Below are 306 nucleotides of genomic sequence, written 5' to 3' on the forward strand. Positions count from 1 at the left end.
GTTGGTTTTTAGACCACGCTTTTCCGTATTCTGGGTTTTTCTTCTTAATTGGTTTTCCTTCTTTAATCAGTTCCTCCATTTTCAGGTCCATGTAATGTAGATATACATTCGCCAATAAGGGGGAAATAATTCCTCCTTGAGGAGAGCCTGATAAAGATTCGTATTTGATCCCATCTTTCATGAAGCCAGCTCTTAGCCATTTGTTAATGGTTGAGAGAGTTTTATTCTTTTTGATGAACCGATTTAAGGTTCGCATGAGAATTTCATGATTGATGGTATCGAAGTAACCTTTTAAGTCAATTTTGA

Annotated in this window: 1 protein-coding gene; it reads right to left on the reverse strand. The window is 36.3% G+C overall.

What is annotated here, in order from left to right:
- Positions 1–306, reverse strand: a 306-nt coding sequence (locus B2G44_RS00410) for a reverse transcriptase/maturase family protein (protein WP_219335501.1), incomplete at both ends; no start/stop codon positions are given.

Origin of the sequence: Candidatus Phytoplasma citri, from assembly GCF_002009625.1 — a bacterium.
Lineage (GTDB): Bacteria > Bacillota_I > Bacilli_A > Acholeplasmatales > Acholeplasmataceae > Phytoplasma > Phytoplasma citri.